Source organism: Bacillota bacterium (assembly GCA_012842395.1).
Lineage (GTDB): Bacteria > Bacillota > SHA-98 > UBA4971 > UBA4971 > UBA6256.
In genome coordinates, this window is sequence record DUSX01000030.1 from 79,925 (window position 1) to 99,812 (window position 19,888).

The window sequence follows — 19,888 nt, forward strand, 5'->3', positions numbered from 1 at the left end:
CGGTTTGCCGAGGTGGCCCTGAGGTGGTTCTAGGAGGTCGTGTGTCACACGGTTCTCTTCAAGTACCTGGAATGACGAGGGATAACGAAGAATGACGAGGAGGTAGCCGGCGATGGGCATGAGAAGAACGGTGAAATGGCTTATCCTGGTTGTCATGTCCGTTATGCTCCTTGGAGTGACCTGCGGCGCGTACGGCGAGACCATCGTTACTATGACCAGCATGGCGGCGGCTCCATACAATGAAGCGTTGCCCAAGCTAGTTGAGATGTTCGAGAAACAGAACCCGGACATAAAGATCAAGGTCGAGTACTACCCGTTCACGCAATTGATGGAGATAACCGAGGTCAAGCTTGGGTCAAAAAGCTCAACGCCTGATGTTCTATTCGTGGATGGACCGCTGGTGGCTGCCTACACGTCCCGCGGCTATCTCTTGCCTCTAGACCAGTACTTCACGCAAAGTGAACAAAGCCAGTGGGTTGACGCTTCCCTAAAGGCTGCGAAAGCCGGTGGGAAGCTGATGACCGCGCCGCTTAACAACTCAACGCAAGTTCTTTTCTACAATAAGCGCATCTTCCGGGAAAACGGCATTGCGCCGCTGTCCAAGGACCCGAAAGACAGGCTCACGTGGGAGGAAGTGCTAGAACTAGCAAAGAAGCTCACCATCGACAAGAACAAGGACGGTATCCCTGAAGTTTGGGGTATATGCTTGAACCAAGTCAATAGGCCATATCAGTGCCTTGCCCTTCCGAACTCCCTCGGAGGAAAGGGCATAAGCGACGACGGTCTGAAATCACGGGGCTACATTGACTCACCGGAGTGGGTTAAGGCGTTCACCTTCTATCAAGACCTGTTCAACAAGTACAAGGTGGCCCCCAAGGGGATAACCACCGAAGAGACGGTCAACTACTTCACGAGTGGGCGCTTGGCGATGCTGGTGGCGGGCGAGTTCAACTACAAGACGCTCCAGAATACCCCCGGCCTTGAATGGGACTACGCGCCTCACCCGTACTTTGCCGGTGGGGTCGCGGCGACTCCTACAGGAAGCTGGCACCTGGGAATCAACAAATATACGAAGGTTCCCGATGCAGCGGCCAAGTGGGTGAAGTTCCTTACCACGGCGCCAGGGTGCGTGGAATGGTTCAAACTTGATGGCCATCTGCCGCCGAATAAGAACTCTCTTGCCTACATAGCTTCAGATCCTCGCTTCAGCAAGTGGCCGGACGACATCTACAGGCTGGGCACCTACGAGGCGCAGAACACCGCTGTTCCGCGCCCGCTCACTCCCGGATACCTGGAATGGGAACAGGTGCTCACGCAGGCAATTGAGGACATACGTAACGGGGCGGACGTCAAGAGCACGTTAAGCTCGGCCGCTGCAAGGATCGATAGCATGCTGTTGAAGTACAAATAGGAGGGTCCGAGAGCGTTGGACGCTCCCGCATTATGCCATCCCGGCCCATTCAAAGCCCGCAAAGCAGTTGCTGGGGTGGCGCGAATTGACAGCTGCTAGGGGAGGTTCAACAGCCTCAGCCCCGGACACACACAGCGGACAAAGCTCCCATAAGGGGGCTTTGTCCGCCAGAGGTGATGAGTCTTGCAGAACATATCAAGGAAACTTGAGGCATTTTCGCCCTACTTCTTCCTCGCGCCGGCACTCGCAGGCCTGCTTGTTTTCAGACTGTTTCCGATAGCGAATGCGCTTGTCAGTAGCTTTCAGACCACCGGTTTCTCGGGGATAGGCAACGTACGCTGGGTGGGGCTTGAAAACTACAAGTTCCTGGTGCAGGATCCAACGTTCTGGCAATCGTTCAAGGCCACGCTTCTCTTTACTCTCGTAATAAACCCCGTGCAAATATGCGCTGCCCTCATCCTTGCGTTGCTCGTGAACAGGGACGGAAAGGCGATAAACGTATTTCGCACAATATTCTTCATGCCCGTGACTGTGTCCACGACAGTCGCGAGTGTGCTCTGGGGGTTAATGCTGAACCCGAACTCGGGTCTGATAAACTCCATGCTGGCTATGGTTGGGATAAGCCCCCAGCCGTTCTTGACCAGCTCTCGTCAGGCCATGTGGTCGATAGTTGCGTTGACGACATGGCGAGCGGCCGGATACTGGATGATCTTCATACTTGCCGGGCTTCAACAGGTGCCGACCAGCGTGTATGAGGCGTCCACCATAGATGGTGCCAACGGGCTGCAAACCTTCAGGTATATAACATTTCCTCTTTTGAAAAGAACGCTCACATTCGTCGTGGTGGCGGACACAAGCGCCAACTTCCTGCTTTTCGTCCCGATGTACCTACTGACAAAGGGCGGCCCGGCGATGTCAACTAACGTGCTGATGTACGAGGCCTTCCGAAATGCTTTCATATACGGAGACCGCGGCAAAGCCTGCGCGATCGTCGTCGTAATACTCCTCCTTGTCCTGCTGACCGTCGGACTGGAGTTTAGGCTACTGCGCTCTGAACAGTGAGGGGTGGAGACACGGTGGTCGAGAGAAAGGAACACAGGATCGGGCTATACGTCGTCCTCGTCTTGTTGAGCGTATTCGCATTGGTCCCCCTGATTTGGACCTTAGTCTCGTCGCTGCAGAGCGACCAGCAGATATTCGAGAATCTGATGCCATTCTCGTGGAGAGCATTCGTTCCCGTGCGCCCCACACTCAGTGCCTATCGCGCCCTGTTCGTTGAAAAGGGCTTCGGCAGGGTTCTGGTGAATTCGTTTGTTGTGTCGTTCGCGACCCTCATCGCTGGGGTCCTCATAAACGGCATGTGTGGGTTCGCGTTTGCAGTGTTCGGTTTCCGGGGCAAGAGTCTTCTCTTTTTCCTGGTATTGGTGTCATTCATGATACCTTTCGAGGCCATAGCCATACCTCTCTACCAGGTCGCCAACAGGTTGCGGCTGGTGGACACCTACTGGGCGCTCATTCTTCCCTCAGTCTCAAACGGCCTCGCCATATTCCTTTTCAGGCAATTCTTCATGGGCATTCCCAAGGACTACGTTGACGCCGGCCGAATCGACGGCGCATCCTGGTGGACTGTGTTTGCCAAGATTTACATGCCTCTGGCTAAGCCGGTCACGATCAGCGCGGCTTTGATCCTCTTTCTCTTCCAGTGGGAGTCGTTTCTGTGGCCGCTGATCGCGGCGCGCGACCCGAGGCTCACGGTCATTCAGGTGGCCATCGCACAGCTAAACCAGGAGAACCTCATGATGTGGAGCCAGATGTTTGCGGCGTCCGTCCTGGCGGTCGTCGTTCCTGTGGTCCTCATCCTCCCGTTGCAGCAATACTACGTGAGCGGTGTTACGGGCGCAGGGTTAAAGGAGTGAGCGAGTGAGCAGGTGCTGGGCGCTGAGTGGCACTGAGTGGGTAGGCAGCGCGGTTGCGTCAGCAGCGCCCGATCCTGACCTGCTCGGAGGGCGCTGGGAGGCCAGTCTGTGAAGGCCAGACCTATGGTTGATAATGTGTTGTAGCCCCGGCGGCGTGTACCGCTCCCGGGGCGATATCTTCTACCGGTCACCGCTTTCCAAGCCACGCCTTCTTAGCCGCTTCAGAAAACTCTTGGGGAAAGAAGGATTTTCAGAGCCGACATCGAAAAACAAGGAATGGAATGTTAGTAGCATTAATGGCATTAAGGTGATGACGACGCGTTGAAAGCTGATGTGAAGCTTCCGCATTACCTGAGGATCAAAACTGATCTGCAGAACCGCATCCTGTCCGGGGATCTCGCACCGGGCGAGCGTCTTCCCTCTGAGGCCGAGCTGAGCCAGGAGTTCGGGGTCAGCATATCCACCATCAAGAGGGCCGTCGCCGCTCTGGTGTCGGACCACCTCCTTGACCGGACGCCCGGCCGCGGCACCTTCGTCACGAGACCCCAGAGCGCTGGCACGGAGGTGCCTTTGCGTAGCTTCCAGGAGGAAACGAGGGCCCGCGGCCTCATGCCAGGCTCCAAGCTGCTGACCTGGCAAGTCATTCAGGCGCACGGCGAGCTTGCCTGGCAACTCGACCTGCCGGAGAGCAGCGAGGTCTACTTCATTCGGAGCCTGAAAATGGCCGAATCCGTGCCCGTGGCGCTCGAGGAAGCTTACGTTCCGTGCGCCTTTTGTCCCGACCTTCTTCAGCAAGACCTCGAGGTCTATCCGATCGAACGATTGCTTGAGGACCGGTACCGCCTGGCGATCCTGAAGGCTTCTGAGTACATCCAGGCGCGCCTAGCGACTCCGGAGGAGGCCGCCCTGCTCGGTGCCCAGGGTGAACAGCTTGTTCTTCTTGTGGCAGACAGGACGGTTGAAGGTGTCGGGCGGCAGAGGGTGGAGTACGTCCGGACCCTGTACCGCGCCGACAGGTACATCCTCCGCTTTCAGTTGCGGCGGTTTGCTGGAGCTTCCGACGAAAGAGGCGAGCTTGCTTGAGTAACGACCCTTGCCAATCGATATCCATCGGCGTGGACAGCGGCGGCACGAAGACTGTCGGCTGTGTGATATCGTCAGACGGGGCGGTCCTCGGCCTCGGCTACGGCGGGCCGACCAATACGCTCTTTGTCCCGGACCGTGATGCGAGGCATGCGGTCAGGGAGGCGGTCCTGGGCGCCCTTAGCCGCTGCGGTCTGGCCGGCGGGGGCGGCAGCCAGGAAGCATTCCCGCAGGTGCGGGTGGTCTATCTCTCGGCTCCTGGCTTTCCGGCCGACAGCGCAGAGAGGGCCTTGAGGCCCGTGGTCCCGGAGGCGAAGATCGTCGTGGAATCCGACGCCTATGCTGCATTCCGCGGGGCCTTGCCCCAGGGAGACGGGGTTGTGGTCCTATCTGGCACCGGTTCATTTGCCTGCGGTCGCTGGCGTGGCCGCTGGGTCACGACCGGAGGCTGGGGGCCGCTCGTGGGCGATGAGGGCAGCGGTTACTGGATCGGCGTTGAGGCCTTGAAGGCGGTCGCGCGTGCAGTGGATGGCCGCGGGCCCGCGACCCAGCTGCGGGATATCTTCCGGCGCGCTTTACACTATTCGTTCGACAAGGAGCTGCGCCACTTCATATACAGCAACGAGCTGAACAGGCAACGCATCGCCGGCCTGACTCTCCTTGTGACCCAGGCCGCGAAGGATGGCGACCAGGTCGCTCGCGACATCTTGGAACGTGCCGGAAAAGAGCTGGCTGTCCTCGGGTGCAGCCTGGTCGCGTGCTTGGGAGCGGAGAAGGAGCCTTGTGCGATCTCGGCCACGGGTGGAGTGATGAGGCCCGGCTCAGTCGTGTTGGAGGCATTTCGCTCCGAAGTCGAACGCATGATGCCCCTGGCGCGGTATGTCCCAGCCCGCTTCCAGCCATGGGTGGGCGCGGCCCTCCGCGCTCTCGAGCTTGACGGGGTGAAGATCACCGACGGCCACCTCGCGAGGCTGGAACAATCGATTGTCTGCCCGGTCGAGCTGCAGCCTGCGACGCCTCTCAAACAAGGCATTGCGCCGTGACACCTCGTCGTGTGATCTGGTGGCGCTCTGCGAGGTTCTGCGAGAGAGTGTGTCGCGCGAGCGGCATTGCGTGAGGTCATAGGGCCTCCCGAATCGGGCGTGGCCGAAGACCAGGTGGGGGCCGGAAAGGGGGAGCTCATAGCCTATGCTGCGGGAACGGTATTCCTCGGCCCTAAGAGAGGTGCTGAGCAAGATCGACGAAACCCAGGGTCCGGCCGTAGACGCGGCCGCCTCCCTAATCGTGGAGTCCGTGGTGAACGGGGGCACGTGGAACCTCTACGATACGGGGCACATGTTGATGACGGAGGCTGTTGGGCGCGCGGGTGGCTTGATGATGGTGAGCCCCATCCGTGTCGAGGTGAGGGTGGACCACGAGTCCAGGCCGCGTGCGACCCCCCCGAACCCGAAACGGCTCTTTCTCGACCAGATCCGGGACCTCCCCGAGTACATTCTCACGCGGGCCCAGTTGGACGCGGGGGATGTCCTAATGATCGGCTCCGTATCGGGCGTCGCCGTGTTGCCGGTCGAGCTTGCCTTAAGGGCGCGGCTGATGGGCGTCAAGACCATAGGGCTCACCTCGGTGGGCGCGTCCGCGCGCATGACTCCGCAGCACCAGAGCGGACGCCGTCTTTACGAGGTGGTGGACCTCGTGCTAGACCAGTGCGTTCCGTACGGGGATGCCGTGGTGGAAGTGGACGCGCTCGGGGGCGAGCGGATCTGTCCCGTGTCGGGCATCGCAGCCTCGTACCTCATGTGGGAGCTGCAGGCCACGGTGATCGAGCGGCTGGTCGAGCGCGGCCTGCGCCCGAGCATATACAGGAGCAATCACCTCCCTGGGGCCGATGAGTTCAATGCAACCATGCGTCGCCAGTACCTGAGGCAGGGGTACTAAGCTTCCATTTGGGTGGGAGAGACGAGATGGCCTGGTACGGTAAAGATGCCATCGACTTCGAACTCGAGTCGGGTTCCGCGTCCATTGCGCGGCTCTCGGTGAGCGGGAGACCACTCCTGGCAAAGCCCGCTCTCAAGACGGGGGAAATACCTTTCCTTGAGGTCGTTCTCGTAGCCGAGGGCCGGAAGATTCGCCTGTGCCCGCATGGCGTTCGCGTTGTCTCAAGCGGGCTCGGGCCTCGCTCCCCGCGTGTCGGGCAGCCGCAGGCGCACGGGGCGGAGATGTGGGACCCGGCCGCGGAAGGCGCACCATCGCCAACATCGACAGGCCACCCCCGAGGCTCGTGCCGGTGCTCGCAGGAGAGGGTACACGCGGTGGAGGTGGAGTTCAACGAGTGCGTGACGGTGCCCTCGGCTTCCCCAGCTTCCGGGGTTTGTGCAGTTCCCGGGGTTCCTACAGCTTCCCAGGCTCCTCGCGATGTTGATCTTTCCGGGGCTGCTTCCGGCAGGCAGGCGGGCCTCCAGACCTGGCCTGTGAGCGGGCGCTACTGGCTGGATCTCAGCGACGACGGCACGTTCAGCTGGGGGCTCGTCCTTGCGAACGGGGCCGGCGCCGCGGTCCGTGAGATCCTTTACCCGCGCCTGGGTCCCGTCCGGTTGCCGGGCACGCCGGATCTGCTCTATCCGCATCATGCGGGCGAGAAGGTCCATGACGTTCCCGCCAGTCTTTCTAGCGACCGCTACCTCGGATTCGGGCGCGCTCAGAGCGTCCCGACCTCCTACGGGTACGCCCGGGAGATCAACTACTGCGGCCTTGCTTCAATGACGTGGATGGACCTCACGGACGGTGACATCGGGCTGTACGTCGCCTCATACGACCCGTCGTTCCCCGTCACCGGGCTGCGCGTGGAGACCGGCGGACCGCGCGATCCGTGGGTTGCGCTGGCCTTCCGGAAGTACGTGGATATCGAGCCCGGAGGCGCGTATGAGGCGAACCCTGTCGTGTGGCGCGTCCATTCGGGGGACTGGCACGAGGCGGCGATGGAGTACCGTGGCTGGTTCGACCGTGTGGTCGAGCAGGAGGAACAACCGGCCGACCTCGCGAGGGAAGTGGTGATCACCACCCACTACCAGTTCCGGCGCCACGAGGGCATAACGCACCGGTTCGCGGACATCCCCGCTCTGTTTGACCGCGACAGGGCCGAGTTCCGGAGCCGTCACTTCTTCATCGCAGGCTGGAATCACTTGGGGTTCGACAGTCACTATCCTGACTACAATCCCGACCTGGAGCTCGGGACGCCGCTCAAGCTCTACGAAGGGGTCCGTTACGTCCAGGAGTCAGGCGGCTTCACCACGTTCTACATCAACAGCCGCATCATGGACCAGCACTCCGAGTACCTGCCGTCCCTGGGTGAACGCTGGCTTTTGCGCGACGAGAAGGGGGAGCCGATCCCCGAAAGATACGGCCCGGCGGAGACGGTGGTGTTGTGCCCGTCGTGCCCGGAGTGGCGCTCTTATCTGGAGGAATTCGCCGTCTGGATGTGCCAGGCATACGGGGCTAGGGGGATCTACTTCGACCAGTTGGGCTCAGCCACGCCTCTGCCGTGCTACGCCTCTCATGCTCATAGTCCAGTGCAGGGCTCCTCAGGATTCAACATGGCCTATGTAGACCTGATCGAGCGGACGACGCGAAGGCTGCGGGAACTTCGTCCGGACGCGTTCCTCATGATCGAGAACTGCGGCGACATATACAGCAGCCGCGTATTCGCCAACGTGGCCTGGAACGGCGAGCGGTACGACGAATTCTTCAATCTCTACAAGTTCACCTTCCCGGAGCACACCCTCATCAATATGGTCAATCCCCGCAACGTTGAAGACCCCGCCCTGCAGGAAGAGCTGTTCTACCGCGATTTGGACCGCGCGTTCGTCCTGGGCAGCATCTTCTGGGTCGAGGCCGATCACTTTGAAACCCGCGTCCGCGATGCGAGGGTGCGCTCGCGCATGCTTCGTTCTCTAAAGGACGCGATCCGCGTGAGAGAGGCCGCGGCACCGTACTTGGCGGGCGCGAGGTTCATGGACGACCTCGGGCTGCGAATCCCAGCCGGACTCAAGGCGAGCAGGTGGAAGGGGACGCGCGACGAGCTCGTCCTCGTCGTGAACCGGGGCAAGCGGGCGGATCTTGTTGTCACCGTTACAGCGCCAACTAAAGCTGAGGTGGAGACGGATGAGCCAGAGCCGGGCGCGCGGGCGCCCAGCCCGACGGTAGAGGTATACCGGACCGATTCGGGGGCCTGCGGCTGGCAGCGCGAAGTCATTCGAGCGGGCGATTACGGATGGCTGTTCCCCGTCCCGGCGGCAGAATACTCGGTGTTTCGTTGGGATGTGGACGGAAAGGGGGAGGAGTGATCGTGCCTGCAGTGCAGCGCAAGCGGCGTTCGTTGCGGTGGCGCGAGCAATGGGAGGCGTGGCTGTTTCTCGCCCCGAACCTCGCGGGATTTCTCGTGTTCACTGTGTTTGCGGTGGTCTTCTCCCTGTGGATCAGCCTTCACGAGTGGGACCTATTCAACCCTCCCGTGTTCGTCGGGCTTGCCAACTACGCGAAGCTCCTCACCCAGGATGAGAGCTTTAGGCGCGCCCTCCGGAACACGGTTTACTTCACGTTAGGCATCGTTCCCCTAGGCACGGCAGTCTCTCTCGTGCTGGCGCTCTTGGTAAACAGGGCCGTGAAAGGAATGACCTTTTTCCGCACCGCCCTCTACCTCCCATCGGTAAGCTCGACCATCGCCATCGGCATAGTCTGGGTGTGGCTTCTCGACCCCCAGTTCGGACTCGTCAACTGGTTTCTCAGGACTATCGGCATAGCCCACCCTCCGGACTGGCTCAACTCCACCACATGGGCTAAGCCAGCGCTAATCCTGATGGATGTATGGAAGTCAGCCGGCTACTACATGGTGATCTTCCTAGCGGGCCTGCAGGGCATTCCGGAACAGCTTTATGAGGCGGCGCTCATCGACGGTGCCACTCCATGGAGGAAGTTCTGGAGCATCACGCTCCCCCTGCTTTCTCCGACGATCTTCTTCGTGCTCGTCATGCGCATCATCGGCGTCTTCAACATGTTTGAGCTTCCGTACATCATGACCCGGGGCGGGCCGGCAGGGTCAACGGAGAGCATGGTGTTCTACATTTACAAGAACGCGTTCGAGTGGTTCCAGATGGGCTATGCCGCGGCTATAGCTTGGGTTCTTTTCCTCATCATATTCGCCGTGACGTACGTGCAGTTCCGCTATCAGGGGAGGTGGGTGACGTATGACTGACGCTACCCGGACCGGCAGCATCTCAACGGCTCCAACGGTGAGGCGTACAGCCATGCGTAAGGCCACCCGGGAACGGCTGGGGAAGGCGGCGACCTACCTTATCTTGAGCGTCTTGTGCGTCGCCACCGTCCTGCCGTTCCTGTGGACGATCTCCTCATCGTTGAAAGGACCCGGGGAGGTGTTCGACTACCCACCCCGGTGGATTCCCCATCCCGCGCACTGGGAGAACTTCACGACGGCCTGGAACCGCGTGCCCTTTGGGCGCTTCCTTCTCAACTCCACTTTCATCGCCTGTTCTGTTGTGTTCTTGCGTCTTCTGACCTCGTCCCTCGCGGCATACGCCTTCGCGCGGATGCGCTTCCCGGGGCGGGATGCCATGTTCATGCTCTATCTCGGAACGTTGATGATCCCGGGGCAGGTGACTATCATCCCCAGGTTCATCCTTATTCGCTACCTCCATTGGCTCGACACGTACACCGCGATGATCCTGCCAGGGGCTTTTTCGGCCTTCGGGACCTTCCTGCTGCGCCAGTTCTTCCTGACCCTTCCGTACGAACTTGAGGACGCAGCGCGAATCGACGGATGCAGCCGCCTTGGGGTGTACTGGCACATCATTCTGCCGCTTTCCCGGCCGGCCCTTGTCGCTCTCGGGATTTTCACGTTCGAGGGCGAGTGGAACTCATTCCTGTGGCCGCTCATCGTGGCGAACAACCCTCTGAAGATGCCCGTTCAGGTGGGGCTCGCCTTTTTCAGAGGAATGTACTCCACCGAGTGGGAGATCATGCTGGCAGGCACTTTGATCGCTCTCATCCCGACGTTGATTGTGTTTGCCGCCGGCCAGCGCTACTTCACGAAGGGGATCGCCCTTTCCGGCTTGGGAGGCCGTTAGGTGATGGCGGGCGCGCCGCTGCCGGGTGTTGCAAGGTGGGTGCCCAGCGCGGCCGGGTCCGGCCGCGGGAGGGGGAGAGTACTGCTACGAAGCTGAGAGCGCGGGAAGAACGAGAGGGGGGATGTGCCAGGCAGGGCAGGCGTCAGACCGTCGGGTCCGCTGCACGGGCCTATTGCACGGGGCTGACGAGGCTATGAGAGGGCCGTACGAATGTGCGACTGTCGTCTACAGCGTTCTCAGGGCGGGAGAGTCTGAATTCCACTCAGAAGGAGGGCACGATTTATGCGAGTCAGGAGGTTTCTCGTTGGGGTCATGGCCCTTGTGCTGCTGCTGGGCATCGCAGTGACGCCGTGCGCTGCTGCCAAGACGAAAGTACGGGTCTCGACGTGGTGGAGCTTCGAGACAGGGAGTCCTCTAGACGCACTCAAGGCGGCCTTTGAAGCGGCGCATCCTGATATCGAGATCGAGTACCTGCAAATCCCCTCCTCGGAATACTATACGAAGGTCCTAACGATGATCGCCGGGGGCACGCCGCCGGATGTCGCCATGCTGGGCATGGATAAGCTTGGCTCGTGGGTCCCGCGCGGCGCGCTACAGGAGCTCACCCCCTATATCAAAGAGGCAGGGTACGACCTGAACGCGCTGTTTCCTGCGGTGCGCAAGGCTATCGAGTTCCGGGGCGGCATCTACGCCCTGCCGCGGGACGTGACCACGAGCGTCGTGGCGTACAACAAGACCCTCTTCGACCAGGCTGGTGTCGCCTATCCGAAGGCCGGCTGGACGCGACAAGACTTCCTGCGTACAGCGAGGGCTTTGACGAAAGTGGAAGGCGGCCGCACCACGGTATTCGGGTATGCCTTTGACACCTTCGCCGACGGCTTCGTCGACTGGCTCTTCACGAACGGGGCGAACTTCATCAACGCCGAGGCTAATCGCGACGCGCTGCACGAGCCCAAGGCGGTGGAGGTCCTGAAGTTCCTCCAGGGCATGGTCAAGGAAGGCATAGCTCCTTCTCCGAGCCAAGCTGAGGCCTTCAAGTACGCCTCGAGCGCGTTCGCGATTCAGAAGACCGCCATGTACGTGGCCACGGTCGGATGGGCCAACTCCTTTGCCAAGGACCCGAACCTCAACTGGGATGTGGCCCCGATGCCGGTCTGGGCCGCAGGCATGGAGCCGGCATGCCGGTTGTGGGTGAACTTCTGGACGTTGCCGAAGGGCTCCACGCACCCGAAGGAAGCCTTCAAGGTGATGGCGTTCTTCGCGGGGCCGGAGGGTCAGAGGATCGTCGGCGAAACGCGCATGGGTATTCCCGCCATCCAGAGCGTCGCGTACGGCCCTGCGTTCCTCGGTCTTCCCGGGGCGCCTGAGCACCGGCAGGTATTCCTGGACGTCATGGAGAATGCAAAACCGTTCCCGCTATTCCCGGAGAGCGACCAGTACTTCACCGTCATGAGGCGTGAGCTGGACCAGGTGTGGGCGGGTCAGCGGTCGGTGGAAGAGGCAGTTGCGGCTATCGACGAGCAGACACGTTCACTCTTCAACAAATAGGACAGTCTACTTGTCTACCCAGGCTTCGTGTGAATGGGGCAGGAGAGCGCCGCCCCGGGCGTTCTCCTGCTCGACCGTGCCTGCAGAAGGATTGGAGGATCACGCGAGTGCACCAGTGTCGGTCGAACACGAGTGACGCGTCCAGGATGAGTCGGTCCGAGTTGCGCATAGGCGTGATCACGGACATTCATGCTGGGCCCGACCACGGCTCGCAGCTTGGAAGCTACGCGTTCGTGCTCCTAGAGGGCTTTATGCGCGAGATGGAGGAATTCGGGCCGGACCTGGTCGTGGATCTCGGAGACCGGGTCAACAACGTGGGCCCTGTCGAGGATGCGCTTGTCCTCCGCGAACTGGTTGAGAAGACGCGTTCGCTGCGTCATGCCCAGCGTCGCGTAAGTCATGTGAGGTACGTGCCCGGTAATCACGACTTGGTCCATCTTAGCCTGGAGGATAACGAAGAGATCACTTTGCAATCTCAGAGGAACCGGCTCGAGGTGTGGCAAGGGTGGCCCGTGCTCTTTCTCAACACCGAGGCGGCGGAGCCTGACGTAGAAGGCCTGCTGACGGAAGTCCCACACACCAGTCGCAGTGTGCTTGTGGTGTTCAGCCACCGCCCGCTTGTGCCAGTACCTTTGGCTCGTAACCCGCTATTCCCTCCTGGTGAGCCCCAGAATCCTCCCTGGGGTCCGGCTTTCGTGGACGAGCTCGTCGAACTGGGCTGGACCCCCTTCTGCGTCAATGGGCATCTTCATTGGAACCACGTGCTCGTGGGGCGAGCATCGACCCACATTACTGTGGGCTCGCTCGTTGAGGCGTGGGAGTGCGCGGGAAGGCCGTCTGGGTCGTTCGCCGAGGTTGTGGTGACGCCCGTTGGGAGAGAGGTTGCGATAGAAGTGCACGTTATGGGGAGGTTGGCGTGCCATTACAGGTTCGAGTTTCGCAAGGAAGCTCGCCCGGGCGCGGATCAGGGAGCGTAGGACGAGGTGTGAGCGGAGGCCCTTCGGCACTGTAGTGCGGCTTCCCCCGTGCCACGCGGCCACTGGGCCCCGGCTATGAGAAATCCATGTTTGCCAGGAGATGAAAAGCGTGAAACCGACGATCTACGTTACCCGGAGGATCCCCCAAGCAGGGCTGGACGTCCTCGCGACGGCGTTCGAGATCGAAGTAAACCCGCACGATAGGGTTGCGACCAGAGAGGAACTCATTGCGGGAGTGAAGGGGAAGGACGCTCTCCTTTGCCTGCTGACCGACAAGGTCGACGCTGCTGTCATGGACGCTGCCGGCCCGCGCCTCAAAGTCATCGCGAACTACGCAGTTGGGTTCGACAACGTGGATGTGGGTGCGGCCACGGTGCGCGGGATCTCTGTGACGAACACACCCGGCGTGCTCACAGATACCACCGCCGACCTGGCGTTTGCGTTGCTCATGGCGACCGCGAGGCGCGTGGTCGAGGCGGACAGATTCATGAGGGCGGGCGAGTACAAGGGCTGGGGCCCCATGCTCTTCCTGGGCCAGGATATCCATCATAAGACCCTGGGCATAGTCGGGCTCGGGAGGATCGGTCAAGCTGTGGCTGAGAGAGCGGCCGGGTTTCACATGAGGATACTCTACACCAGTTCCGGCCGAGCGCGTGCGCCCAAGGAGGTCGAGAGGAGGTGCAACGCCGAGCACCGCGAGCTAGCGGACCTGCTCAGGGAGTCGGACTTTATCTCCCTCCACGTGCCGCTTACGGAGTCTACGTATCACCTCATTAGCGACGAGGAATTCGACCTCATGAAGAGGACGGCGATACTTGTCAATACGTCGCGCGGCCCTGTCGTGGACGAGAAGGCGCTCGTGCGCGCGCTCAAGGCTGGGAAGATCGCGGGTGCGGGGCTCGACGTGTACGAGCGTGAGCCGGAGTGCGAGCCGGAGTTGAGAGAGCTGGATAACGTGATCATGGTGCCGCATATCGCGAGCGCGTCCGTGGAAACCAGGACCAAGATGGCGACTATGGCGGCCCAGAACGCCGTCGCTGTGATTCGTGGCGAGATCCCGCCGAATCTCGTGAATCCAGAAGTGTGGAAGAAAAGGGCGCGGTGATGTTGCATGTGGGTTGTGAAGGATGAGGTTGCTGAGAGCATAGCGCGGGGGGAGCCGGTGGTCGCGTTCGAGTCGACGGTGCTTACCCACGGGTTGCCCTATCCCCAGAGCAGGGAGCTGGCCCTCGATGTCGAGAAGATCGTTCGCCTTCGAGGGTGTGTGCCTGCGACGATAGGCATTATTGATGGCGTGATCCACGTCGGAATGACCGAGGTCGAGATCGACCGCCTGTCCGGCGACAGGACCGCGTGCAAGGCTGCGGCCTTTGATGTAGCCATGGTGGTCGCAAGGCGGCGGTCGGCGGGCACGACGGTGTCGGCGACGCTGGCGATAGCGGAGCGTGCGGGCATTCGTGTGTTCGCGACCGGCGGGATCGGCGGTGTCCACAGGGGTTTTGCCGAGCTGCACGATGTATCCCACGACATTCACGCGCTCGCACGCTCAAACGTGGTTACGGTGAGCGCAGGGGCAAAAGCGATCCTGGATCTCCCGCGGACCCTTGAATACCTCGAGACCACGGGAGTCTGCGTGGTCGGGTACCAAACCGCCACTTTCCCTGCTTTCTATTATCGCGATTCAGGCCTGGCTTTGAACCACACGGCGGAGACGGCAGAGGATGTGGCGCGCGCCTTCGTTGTGAGGCGGGACCTCGGCCTGCCCGGAGGGCTGCTCGTGGTGGTGCCCGTGCCCGCAGAGGATGAGCTGCCGCGCTCCATCGTGGACCGTGCCATAGAAGAGGCGCTCGCTGAGGCCGATGAACGCGGGATCCGCGGCAAAGAGCTGACGCCGTTTCTGTTGGCCCGCCTCGCGGAGATCACCGGCGGCCGCTCGGTCGAGACGAATCTCTCCCTCCTCAAGAACAACGCCAGGGTGGCGGCGGAGATCGCGGCAGCGATTTCAGAGATACCCAGAGGGGAGCGCAAGCCCATCGCGAGACGGCCTTGAACGTGCGCGCCGCCCGCGCCGTCCACGCGCCCAGAGAACACCGGTTATCACACAGCCAACTACCGAGGGCTGCACGCATGACCGCACGGCCTTCCTAGGTGCGGTTTCTCTTCCAAACGCAACTGCGTGAGGACCTCCCAGAACTGAGCTGCCTGTCCAATTGAAAACCAAATAAAGAAAGCAGGATTTTGAACAAACGCGGTGAACTATTATCCCGATAACTTAATAAGGCTATCAAAGTATCCCCCGGGCGGCTGTCTAGCACGGTTCTCGTGCCTGGGAGAGGCTCGGGACAACAGGAGGGGAGGGATCCAGGAGCAGGGACTCGGTCGTGCATCAGATGTCGGTGGGGTCGCCACGTGTGTGGCTCAACCCTGTCCGGCGCTGTCCGGGTCAGCGCAGATGAACACGGCGATGTGGACAACGCGGCGGACAAGATGCAGCAGGGATGATGAGACGGGAACACGGGCGAACACAAACCAACGTAAGGAGGAACGGTAAGATGCGGAAGACCCGGCTAGCGGTTTTCATACTCGCGTTGGTCCTGACGCTTTTCCCAGCTCCGTTCGTAATGGCACGAAACGCTGAGTTCAACGCCATTCCAGAGACGGGGATGGCGAAACTTATCCTGGATATGCAAAAGCTTCCCGTGGTGGGAACCGTTATGATGGTGGGGGCTCACCCAGATGACGAGGACAATGCGCTTCTCGCCTATCTCAGCAAAGGGGCGCACATGAACACGTACTACCTCGTCGCGACCTATGGTGAGGGAGGTCAGAACGAAATCGGGCCAGAGCTGTATCAGGCTCTCGGGGTGCTGCGATCTCAGGAGCTTGCGTCCGCCCGCACTATAGATGGTGCGGTCCAGCTTTACCTCGGCGCCATTGACTTCGGTTTCTCCAAATCGGGCGACGAGGCCCTGCAAAAGTGGGGGCATACAGAGCTCCTGTCCCGTATGGTACGAGTCTTCCGCCAGTATCGTCCCGAGGTCGTCATGACCCACCATGATCCGATCCACGGACATGGCCAGCACCAGGCGGTGGGGAGGTTGATTCTCGAGGCGGTCAGCGCCGCGGCAGATCCCAACCAGTTCCCCGAGCAGATACGCAATGAGGGGCTGCAACCCTGGCAGGTTCAGAAGCTCTACGTCGTGGATTCCAGAGAACCCATCTATCTGACACCGGACGTCCAGGCAAAGGTCAGCGACGAGTACGGCATGGATGCCTGGGCTGAAAAGCCCACGGTCCACATCAACGTCGGCGCCTTCAACCCGATCCTCGGCCGCTCCTACCAGGAGATCGGCGCGCTGGCCCGCTCCATGCACAAGTGCCAGGGCATGGTCCGCCCTGGGGAGAAGGGAGACCAAATCCTCCATTACAGGCTAGTCGAAAGCACTGTCAACGCTCCGGCGAAAGAGGAAAGCGTGTTCGACGGGATCGACACGTCTCTCAACGCTCTCGTCGCCGGGATCAACGCGCCCTCGGACGCGCTTGCGAGCCTTCGCCAGCGGATCTCTCAGCTGAGGGGCACGGTCCAGAGCATCCTCAGCGGGCTTAACTATGCTCAGCCCGGAGCCGTGGCCGGCGACTTGCTGAAGGGCCTTCAATTGGTCCGGGAGATGGAAAGCACGGTATCTTCGATCCCGCTATCGGCGGCAGAGAGGTCCCTGGTCTTGCAACGCCTAGCCGACAAGGAACGCGACTTTGTGCAAGCCGCTCAGGACCTCTTCGCTACGTCACTCGACGTGACGGCGGACGATACAGATGTTGTGCCTGGCCAGACTGTCACCGTCACAGCCTCGTTTTGGAACCGGGGGGATCAGGACGTCAAGAACATCCGTCTTCGCCTGAACCTTCCCGCTGGCTGGACCGCCAGTCCTCAAACGGCCGAGTTCACCAGCGTGGCCTATAACCAGAAGGCAGAGGCAAAGTTCAAAGTCACCGTACCGGCCAGCGCCTCGTACACTGACGCTTACGATGACAGCCCGATCCAAGCAACCGCGAACTGGGAGGTCGGCGGCGTGCCTTTGTCCACGGCAGGAGCGGCAGAGGTGCGGGTCGTGCCGGCTGTGGCCGTGTCGCTGACCCCTGAGAAACTCATGACGCCTGCGTCAGATACCTCTACGGTGAAGGAGTTGGCCGTAGGCCTGCGCAACAACAGCAAGGGGCCTGTGACGGGGCGGGTGGTTCTGGACCTTCCCGACGGCTGGGCTTTGGCGGATTCGGCCACGGAGTTCACGCTGAAGTCCGAAGGTGAAGAGACTTCCGTGCCCGTGAAGATCGTCATTCCGGCACACGCTCCGACTGGTTCCTACACGATTGGGGCTAGAGCAACCTACGACGGCGGCGTGTCAAACGTAGGCTACCAGGTAATCTCCTACCCGCACATCAACACGCGCTATCTTTACAAGCCGGCCGAAGCGCGTTTGGCCGTCATCGATGTGAAGGTCGCGCCTGGGTTGAACGTCGGTTACGTCAGCAGCGGATTTGACCAGGTTCCGCAGTACCTTGAAGAGATGGGCGTGAACGTCCACCTCCTGACCGCGGCTGACCTGAACACCGGGGATCTATCGCGCTACGACACCATCATCCTGGGAATCCGGGCGTATCTCAGCCGTCCGGACTTGGTGGCCAACAACCGACGCCTGCTGGATTACGTCCGGAACGGTGGCAACCTGATCGTTCAGTACAACAAGACCGGGGAATGGCGACAAGACTACGCTCCGTTCCCGATCGCGGTGAGCAGCAACCGGGTTACCGTTGAAGAGGCCCCTGTGACGGTGCTGCAGCCCGATCACATGCTGTTCAATGTCCCCAACAAGATCTCGGCGGCGGACTGGGACGGTTGGATCCAGGAAAGGGGCCTGTACTTCCCCAATAGCTGGTCCAAAGAGTACACCGCCCTTACCGCCTGCAACGATCCGGGCGAACCGTCTCAACAGGGTGCCTGGCTGATCACGAACTACGGCAAAGGGATATACATCTACACAGCTTACGTCTGGTATCGCCAGCTCGACGACCTTGTGCCGGGCGGGTATCGGATCTTTGCCAACATGATCAGCCTGCCCCGAGTGCAGCAGGACAACGCGACCAATTGACGAGGCCCGAGCGGGTCGGCCATGAGCGGACCTTGCGTGGCACCCTGATGGTCAGCCTCTGGTGGTGAGGGCCTCAATGGGCCGAGTGTGCCAGGGTTGCCGGTAATTGCGCGGCGAATCGTTCCCAAAGCTGGCTCGTCGTCCGTGCGATGGCGCGAACCGCGCGGCCGACCAGGGGGCGTGCGACCAGGCGCCCAACCGCCCGACGCCAACACCGGCAACCCTGGCGCAGACGCCGTCCGCTCCGAGAGCGGCAGGGGGCGTCAGTCATTCCACCCGAAGCCGGGCGCCTGGGGGCCGGCCGGTATGAAAAAGATCCGCTTTCAGAAGGAATCCGGCTGTTGGTGTAGAAGGTACGACTAAGTTAGGCAGGGTAAGAAAGTTAGTCCCCTTCGGTCCAACTAGCTGGGAAGAATGGCAGGTTGGTGTGAACGATGGCTTTTGCATCACTCCGAACCACCGCGAGCGTACGCCGCCACAACTTGAACTTGCTTCTGGAGACCATCGAGTCCCAGGGCCCGATCTCACGCGCGGGTCTCTCAAGGGTGACCGGGTTGAGCCAGCCCACGGTGGGGGCTGCAATAGATGTGCTCGTCCGGAGCGGGCTCGTCCGACCGGTTGGGACCGGTGAATCGAGCGGTGGCCGTCCGCCGATCATGCTGGAGTTCAACGCCACCCACGGGTTCGTGGTAGGAATCGACCTCGGAGGGACCAACATCAAGGTTGGGTTGACCGACCTGCGCGGCCGAGTGCTGTGCCGCATCGAGGAGCCGACGCCGAAGCGGCAAAACGGTTCTCCAAGCGCCGTCACCGACGCGATTTTCGCCGCCGTTCAGAGAGCCGTGGACGAGGCCGAGGTAGGTTGGGACAGGGTCTTGGCGATCGGGGTCGGCGCGCCCGGAGTCACAGACCCGAATACTGGCACGGTGAGTCTCGCGCCTGCAGTAGGGTGGGAGAAGGCGCCCGTGCGGAGGCTTCTCAGCGAGAGGTTTCGAATCCCCGTGCGGGTGGACAATGACGTGAACGCTGCCGCCATGGCAGAGCAGGCCTTCGGCTATGGCCGCGAGTATCCCAATTTCGTCTTCGTGGCGATAGGGACAGGGATCGGCGCTGGCGTTGTTATCAACAGCCAGCTATACCGCGGCGCCACCTATGCGGCTGGCGAATTGGGGTACATGGTGATCGACCATTCCTGGAACCCGGCCGATGTGCGGGACTTCGGGTGTCTCGAGAGCATGGCTGCTGCGCCGGCCATCGCCCGATGGGCGCAACAGGTTCTGCCGGGGGGGATGCTCGAAGGCGCTGGCATGTCCTCGTCGTGCGCAACCGATACCGCGACCGTGCCCGCGAGCGGGCCAGAGGCGCTGTTCAAGGCCGCGGAACAGGGCTACGAGCCTGCAAAGCAGGCGGTCGCCAAGATCGCAGGCTACTTGGCGGCTGCTCTGACTAATGTTGCCGTGCTCTTGGATCCCCACGCGATCATCCTCGGCGGCGGGATCTCCCAGGCTGGCGACGCACTGCTCAACCCCGTGATGGAGAGGATGAGGCAGCTATCTCCGGTGGTGCCGGTGCTGCGTTTTTCCGCCTTAGGGGCCGATGCCGGGCTTTTAGGTGCGGCAGCCCTGGGGATTTGCGAGGTAAAGGAAAGGTCGTTGAGCGGAGAATGACG

General features: G+C 61.2%; 15 protein-coding genes. All 15 read left to right on the forward strand.

All coding sequences use genetic code 11. From position 1 onward, the window contains the following. Positions 1 to 112: 112 nt before the first annotated feature. The 15 genes from GX515_09130 (at position 113) to GX515_09200 (ending at position 19,886) form a co-directional block, all read left to right on the forward strand. Positions 113 to 1,411: a sugar ABC transporter substrate-binding protein gene (locus GX515_09130; protein ID HHY33159.1), complete on the forward strand. Its 1,299-nt coding sequence runs from the start codon at positions 113 to 115 to the stop codon at positions 1,409 to 1,411. 192 nt (positions 1,412 to 1,603) lie between these two features. After that, on the forward strand, positions 1,604 to 2,473 hold the full coding sequence (locus GX515_09135) for a sugar ABC transporter permease (GenBank protein ID HHY33160.1): 870 nt from the start codon (positions 1,604 to 1,606) through the stop codon (positions 2,471 to 2,473). Between the two features lie 14 nt (positions 2,474 to 2,487). Continuing rightward, positions 2,488 to 3,327, forward strand: coding sequence for a carbohydrate ABC transporter permease (locus GX515_09140; protein HHY33161.1), 840 nt, complete (start codon positions 2,488 to 2,490; stop codon positions 3,325 to 3,327). Between the two features lie 321 nt (positions 3,328 to 3,648). Beyond that, positions 3,649 to 4,410, forward strand: coding sequence for a GntR family transcriptional regulator (locus tag GX515_09145; GenBank protein HHY33162.1), 762 nt, complete (start codon positions 3,649 to 3,651; stop codon positions 4,408 to 4,410). After that, positions 4,407 to 5,453: a hypothetical protein gene (locus GX515_09150; GenBank protein ID HHY33163.1), complete on the forward strand. Its 1,047-nt coding sequence runs from the start codon at positions 4,407 to 4,409 to the stop codon at positions 5,451 to 5,453. Before GX515_09145 ends, GX515_09150 begins: the two co-directional genes overlap by 4 nt. A gap of 145 nt (positions 5,454 to 5,598) precedes the next feature. After that, positions 5,599 to 6,345: a sugar isomerase domain-containing protein gene (locus tag GX515_09155; protein ID HHY33164.1), complete on the forward strand. Its 747-nt coding sequence runs from the start codon at positions 5,599 to 5,601 to the stop codon at positions 6,343 to 6,345. A 26-nt stretch (positions 6,346 to 6,371) separates the two neighbouring features. Next, positions 6,372 to 8,750, forward strand: coding sequence for a hypothetical protein (locus tag GX515_09160; protein HHY33165.1), 2,379 nt, complete (start codon positions 6,372 to 6,374; stop codon positions 8,748 to 8,750). Further along, on the forward strand, positions 8,678 to 9,658 hold the full coding sequence (locus GX515_09165) for a sugar ABC transporter permease (protein ID HHY33166.1): 981 nt from the start codon (positions 8,678 to 8,680) through the stop codon (positions 9,656 to 9,658). The genes GX515_09160 and GX515_09165 overlap by 73 nt, the downstream gene beginning before the upstream one ends. Before the next feature lie 52 nt (positions 9,659 to 9,710). Continuing rightward, positions 9,711 to 10,547 (forward strand): carbohydrate ABC transporter permease, encoded by an 837-nt coding sequence (locus tag GX515_09170; protein ID HHY33167.1) that lies wholly within the window; start codon positions 9,711 to 9,713, stop codon positions 10,545 to 10,547. A gap of 282 nt (positions 10,548 to 10,829) precedes the next feature. Further along, positions 10,830 to 12,095, forward strand: coding sequence for a sugar ABC transporter substrate-binding protein (locus GX515_09175; protein HHY33168.1), 1,266 nt, complete (start codon positions 10,830 to 10,832; stop codon positions 12,093 to 12,095). A gap of 146 nt (positions 12,096 to 12,241) precedes the next feature. Then, a complete protein-coding gene (locus GX515_09180) occupies positions 12,242 to 13,072 on the forward strand; it encodes a metallophosphoesterase (protein ID HHY33169.1) in 831 nt (276 codons plus the stop codon). 100 nt (positions 13,073 to 13,172) lie between these two features. Further along, positions 13,173 to 14,177: a D-glycerate dehydrogenase gene (locus tag GX515_09185; protein ID HHY33170.1), complete on the forward strand. Its 1,005-nt coding sequence runs from the start codon at positions 13,173 to 13,175 to the stop codon at positions 14,175 to 14,177. A gap of 6 nt (positions 14,178 to 14,183) precedes the next feature. Next, complete coding sequence (locus tag GX515_09190) at positions 14,184 to 15,122, forward strand: pseudouridine-5'-phosphate glycosidase (GenBank protein HHY33171.1); 939 nt, start codon at positions 14,184 to 14,186, stop codon at positions 15,120 to 15,122. A gap of 502 nt (positions 15,123 to 15,624) precedes the next feature. Continuing rightward, positions 15,625 to 18,219: a hypothetical protein gene (locus tag GX515_09195; protein HHY33172.1), complete on the forward strand. Its 2,595-nt coding sequence runs from the start codon at positions 15,625 to 15,627 to the stop codon at positions 18,217 to 18,219. 482 nt (positions 18,220 to 18,701) lie between these two features. Next, positions 18,702 to 19,886, forward strand: coding sequence for an ROK family transcriptional regulator (locus GX515_09200; protein HHY33173.1), 1,185 nt, complete (start codon positions 18,702 to 18,704; stop codon positions 19,884 to 19,886). The last annotated feature ends 2 nt before the right edge of the window (positions 19,887 to 19,888 follow it).